The 4,906-nt window shown below is 38.8% G+C and carries 5 protein-coding genes and 2 pseudogenes; 5 read left to right on the forward strand and 2 right to left on the reverse strand.

Annotated features, from left to right (window positions below; translation table 11 throughout):
- A pseudogene (locus tag ACM03V_RS34135) lies at nt 1–362 on the forward strand (hypothetical protein); the annotation flags it as partial.
- Nucleotides 363–421: 59 nt separating this feature from the next.
- Here the strand turns inward: ACM03V_RS34135 and ACM03V_RS34140 are convergent.
- The gene (locus ACM03V_RS34140; RefSeq protein ID WP_414625254.1) at nt 422–580 is read right to left on the reverse strand and encodes a type II toxin-antitoxin system HicB family antitoxin; all 159 of its coding nucleotides are present in this window, start codon (nt 578–580) and stop codon (nt 422–424) included.
- 82 nt (nt 581–662) lie between these two features.
- Between ACM03V_RS34140 and ACM03V_RS34145 the strand changes: the two genes are divergently transcribed.
- From ACM03V_RS34145 to ACM03V_RS34155, 3 genes are all read left to right on the forward strand, one after another.
- Entirely contained in the window at nt 663–914 is a 252-nt protein-coding gene (locus ACM03V_RS34145; protein WP_414625255.1) for a hypothetical protein, read from the forward strand.
- Entirely contained in the window at nt 911–1,258 is a 348-nt protein-coding gene (locus ACM03V_RS34150; protein WP_414625256.1) for a type II toxin-antitoxin system PemK/MazF family toxin, read from the forward strand. Before ACM03V_RS34145 ends, ACM03V_RS34150 begins: the two co-directional genes overlap by 4 nt.
- A 267-nt stretch (nt 1,259–1,525) precedes the next feature.
- Nucleotides 1,526–2,131, forward strand: coding sequence for an SH3 domain-containing protein (locus ACM03V_RS34155; protein WP_414625257.1), 606 nt, complete (start codon nt 1,526–1,528; stop codon nt 2,129–2,131).
- A gap of 385 nt (nt 2,132–2,516) precedes the next feature.
- Here the strand turns inward: ACM03V_RS34155 and ACM03V_RS34160 are convergent, their stop codons facing one another.
- Nucleotides 2,517–3,806 (reverse strand): Glu/Leu/Phe/Val family dehydrogenase, encoded by a 1,290-nt coding sequence (locus tag ACM03V_RS34160; RefSeq protein WP_414625258.1) that lies wholly within the window; start codon nt 3,804–3,806, stop codon nt 2,517–2,519.
- A gap of 312 nt (nt 3,807–4,118) precedes the next feature.
- Between ACM03V_RS34160 and ACM03V_RS34165 the strand changes: the two are divergent.
- Nucleotides 4,119–4,859 (forward strand): annotated as a pseudogene (locus ACM03V_RS34165) (aldehyde dehydrogenase family protein); the annotation flags it as partial.
- Nucleotides 4,860–4,906: the final 47 nt, after the last annotated feature.

The following is a 4,906-nucleotide window of genomic DNA, read 5'->3' on the forward strand; positions in this document are numbered from 1 at the left end:
GTCGCGCTCCCGATGATATTTTGGCTCACGGTAATAAAGGATTAGCTTTACAAAGATTAGGGGATTTACAAGCAGGTTTATCTCAACACCAAGATGCTCAAAATTCCTACACACAAGCAATTGTTTCCTACAATCAAGTACTCAGTCGCGCTCCCGATGATATTTTGGCTCAGAATAATAAAGGATTCGCTTTACAAAGTTTAGGGGATTTACAAGCAGGTTTATCTCAACAAGAAGAAGCACTCAAAAGTTACCAAGCAGCATTAACAGAGTTTAATCGTTCGTTAGAGATTGCACCGAATGATGAGCGAGTTATAAATTTAAGAGATGATTTGCAAAAATGTTTAGATGATTTCAAGTAAACCAAAACCGTGCGATTAGATTTAATGGTTGTTGTTGGGTTTCCTTGCGTCAACCCAACCTACGTGGGAAACTCTTCTAAATACAGTTCTGTTGCTTCTTTGAGATTACTAATGGCTTCTTCTATAGTTTCTCCTTGGCTGGCTGTTTCCACTTCACGACATTCAGCCACATACACATCGTCTTCCCAATAAATCACTGCGGTAAAAATTTTGTTCATTGCATTCTCAAATAGTTACGTATCGTCTCACGCTCTATTTTCCTAAGATAAACTTAATTTAATAACCCTGTAAAATAGCTCAATGATATCCCCTAAATTACTCGAAATTGACCGCTCCATCCGTGACTTATCTTTAGAAGAGCAGATGTGGCTTTTGGAAAGTTTGGTAAAAAACTTGCGAAAGAAGACAAATACAAATAATTTCCCTTTGAATTCTCAAGATATTGAAAAAGAAATAGCTGAAATGGCGAATGATAATGAAATTAAAACCGAAATTCATGCTATTGATGAAGAGTTTGCTATTACCCAGATGGATGGTTTGGAAAAGCAGTGAGTATTGAACGAGGTCAAATTTTTTTCGTAAATCTTAATCCAGTTGAAGGAAGAGAGCAAGCTGGTAAACGTCCGGTTTTAGTATTGTCTATAAATAGCATTAATAATTTGCCTTTAGTTGTCACCGTAACAGTAGGAACTAAAGGGGCTAATATTAAGCGCGATTACCCAACAAATGTACGTGTTTCTTCAGACGAAAGTGGATTACCAATCGAAACGGTTTTCATGTGTTTTCAAATACGCTCTTTGGATAAAGTACGGTTTCCCGCTCAATCAGCAGGTCAAATTTCAGAGTCTAAAATGCTGGAAGTGGAAGCTGCTGTTCGCTACTGTTTAGGTTTATAAGCTTCACTCACCATCTCTCTAAAATCTCTTCCGTCAGCATCCTCCGCGTCTAATAAGGTTTTTTGACACCCAAATCTCCACAAACATTTCAGAATGTTGCAAAAAGTGCATTTTGAGAATTTGTAACAAATAATAGTAGTAAATCTCAATACTTTTAGCTACTAGTTAACTTAAACGAAGTTTCTATCTTTGTGATTATTTCCAGTCACAATAACTACTATTAATATGTTTGAGTACCCCCCTGCAATAATTATCGGAGATAAATTTATGACAGACGCTAATCAATCAACGCCGATACAAACCTTTACTGCTAGCGAAGGCGTTCTCACCACTAACAGTACTACTATCAATACAGTTAACATTCGTTCGGGGCCTTCGCTGAATCGTCGCGTTATTAAGGAAGGAAAAGAAGGCGATAAAGTCAAAATTCTCGATCAAACCAAACCTGCTGGAGATACTCGTGCTTGGTATAAAGTCAAATTCGGTTCGCAAGCGGATGATATTGGCTGGGTACGGGAAGATGTGATCGAATTAACTTACACAAATCCTTCTTCTGCTTCAACTCAATTACTTTTTGCTACCAACAGCAGAACGGTAAGAATTTATTCTGAAGAAAAGCAGATTTATATGAATGTTTATGACAATCGCGCCGAAAAAACGGAATTATATGCTGTTGAAGCTGCGAGATTGCCAAAACTTGATGCTGAAAGTAAATTTAAAAGTTACGTTGCCATCAAGGATAATACTGCTTATTACGTGAGATTTACTCCTTTTGGTGAAGTAGATTTTATTGTTAATAACGCCACTAACGGTAATATAATTCTCAAAGAAAAAGGTTTCCGTGCTAGCGGTAGCGAATATCAGAATCAGTGAACAGTTATCAATTATCAATTATCACAATTTTACTGATAGCTATTTCTTTTAAATCTGACATTTTGCTCCATTCTCAATACCGCCTTGGAATAAATTCTTGGGCTGCATAAACAAAGTCTGATAAATCAGACTGGTTAAGGGTTTTAGCTTATTTTAGTGCGTTTCAACGTACTTTGTATATTAGCCGATGATTTTGATTTCTCTGCGAGAAAGCCTCCGGCTTACAAGGCGGGTGCTGAAGCTTAACGACAATGGTGCAAGATGTCAGATTTATAAGACTTTTGCTATCAGACTCTTAATTGCACTACCCGTCGATATTGATAATAAGCAAAATGCGAATTCTAAGCCACCAATTATTTACTGATAATTGATAATTGATAACTGATTAAGGATATAAACCTCTATCCTTCAACGCTTGCGCTACTCTACCGACTCCTAATACATAAGCTGCTAATCTCGGTGAAATTTTTCTTTCCTGAGATTGCTGCATAACTTTGCGATATGCTTGAACCATCAAATTTTCCATTTCACCGTTCACTTTTTCTTCATCCCAAAATAAATAAGAAAGTCCCTGTACCCATTCGAGATAACTAACTACAACTCCACCAGCGTTACTCAAAATATCTGGTAATACTGTTACACCACGTGCTTCTAATGATAAGTTTGCTTCGAGGGTAACTGGGCCATTTGCAGCTTCGGCGATAATATTAGCTTGGATGCGATCGGCGTTTTTTTGCGTAATTTGATTTTCTAAAGCTGCGGGAATCAACACGTCGCAAGGTAATGTTAATAACTCTGCATTGCTAATTGGTTGCGTTTTTGAAAATCCCGAAATTTTACGATTATTCTCTTTTTGATATGCTTTTAGTTGTGGAATATCTAAACCATTCTCCGCAAAAATACCACCGGAACCCGTGGAAACAGCAATAATTTTTGCTCCGGCTTGATGTAGCAATTCAGCCGCAGCGCCACCGACGTTACCAAAACCTTGAATCGCAATTCGGGTACCTTCTAAAGATTTACCTTTATCTTTTAAGGCTTCACGGACGATAATCATTACACCGCGCCCGGTTGCCATTTCCCTTCCCAAGGAACCACCTATCGAAAGCGGTTTCCCGGTGACTACTCCCGGCACTGCATGACCGATATTTACCGAATAAGTGTCCATCATCCAAGCCATTTCACGGGCTGATGTACCCATGTCTGGTGCGGGTATATCTACTGACGGCCCGATGTCTTTAATTAACTCGCTAATATAACGTCGAGAAATACGTTCTAATTCGTTGATGCTGTAACTTTTGGGATTTATCGCAATTCCGCCTTTAGCACCACCGTAAGGAATTCCCAACAACGCACATTTCCAAGTCATCAGCATTGCTAAAGCCGAAACTTCCCGCAGAGTCACGGCTGGATGGAAACGAATACCGCCTTTGTGAGGCCCTAAAACGTTACAGTGTTGGACTCGATGTCCGGCTAAAATCTGTATTTCACCGCTATCTCGTTTTACGGGAATGGAAACAGTAACTACCTTACGCGGGTTACTAAGTATTTCTAATACACCTTGATCTAACTTTAATTCTTTCGCCGCCGCGTCTAAATAGCTACAGGCTTGGTCAAATGGGCAAATATACGCAGGAGAAGGAATCTCTGGTAAAAGTGGCGATGTTTTATCCATATAATGTAAAAATTAAAATATTTTCCTAACACGAGTTTCTGAACAACTCGATTATGCTCTCAGCCTAGCCCACTTTTTGATTAGTTTGCATATTTTTGTAAATTTAATTACAATTTTTTTGCTTGAAATAAAGCTATTGCGCTTTTTATTTGAATGCAACACACTTCGCAAACCTCACCCCGCCCTAAAGGACACCCCTGTCCTTAGTAAGGAGAGGGGAAGGGGTGAGGTAATAACGGTATTCTATCCAGTTGAAATAAAACCAACCCTAACTCATTAAATAATCGAAAAATAATCGAAGGAATAAAAATAATGACTTTAGAGATATTTGCATCCGCCATTCAAGAAGCCATCCAAAAACAACGGGAATTTTTTCAAACTGGTCAAACTAAATCATTAGATTTTCGACTAGCCCAACTACAGCGTCTCAAGCAGTCTATCATTGAATATCAAGATGCAATTGTAGAAGCAGTTAAAGCCGATTTAGGAAGACCACCTTTTGAAGCTTATTTTGAAATTGCGACTTTAGCAGAAGTTAATTTAGCGATTAAAAAGCTCCGAAATTGGGCAAAACCCCGCAAAGTCAAAACTCCCATTGACCAGTTTCCATCATCTGCTTGGATACAGCCAGAACCGCTTGGAGTCGTTTTAATTATTAGCCCGTGGAACTATCCTTTCCAGTTGATGATATCACCTTTGGTGGGTGCAATTGCTGCGGGAAATTGTGCAATTCTCAAGCCGTCCGAAAATGCTCCCAATACTTCTAGGGTAGTAACCAAAATTATTCAGTCGTGTTTTGAACCTAACTATATTGCTATTTTTGAAGGAGATGCAGATACCAGCAAACAACTCTTAGCAGAAAAATTCGATCATATTTTCTTCACCGGGAGTACTGTTATCGGTAAAGTTGTCGCTCAAGCAGCAGCACAGCATCTGACTCCAGTCACTTTAGAATTGGGTGGTAAAAGCCCTTGTATCATTGATGCTGATGTTAATCTTGAGACTGCTGCCAAACGTATAATCTGGGGAAAATTCATCAATGCTGTTGACACTCTCCGTCCTATAAGGACGAAGATTCTTCATTCATAGAATCAACTTGC

Origin of the sequence: Calothrix sp. CCY 0018, from assembly GCF_963920925.1 — a bacterium.
GTDB lineage: Bacteria > Cyanobacteriota > Cyanobacteriia > Cyanobacteriales > Nostocaceae > Rivularia.

Bases quoted from the DNA above. Each gene is read 5' to 3' on its own strand.
- ACM03V_RS34140 (WP_414625254.1), bottom strand. From the start codon at position 580: ATGAACAAAATTTTTACCGCAGTGATTTATTGGGAAGACGATGTGTAT.
- ACM03V_RS34145 (WP_414625255.1), top strand. From the start codon at position 663: ATGATATCCCCTAAATTACTCGAAATTGACCGCTCCATCCGTGACTTA.
- ACM03V_RS34155 (WP_414625257.1), top strand. From the start codon at position 1,526: ATGACAGACGCTAATCAATCAACGCCGATACAAACCTTTACTGCTAGC.
- ACM03V_RS34160 (WP_414625258.1), bottom strand. From the start codon at position 3,806: ATGGATAAAACATCGCCACTTTTACCAGAGATTCCTTCTCCTGCGTAT.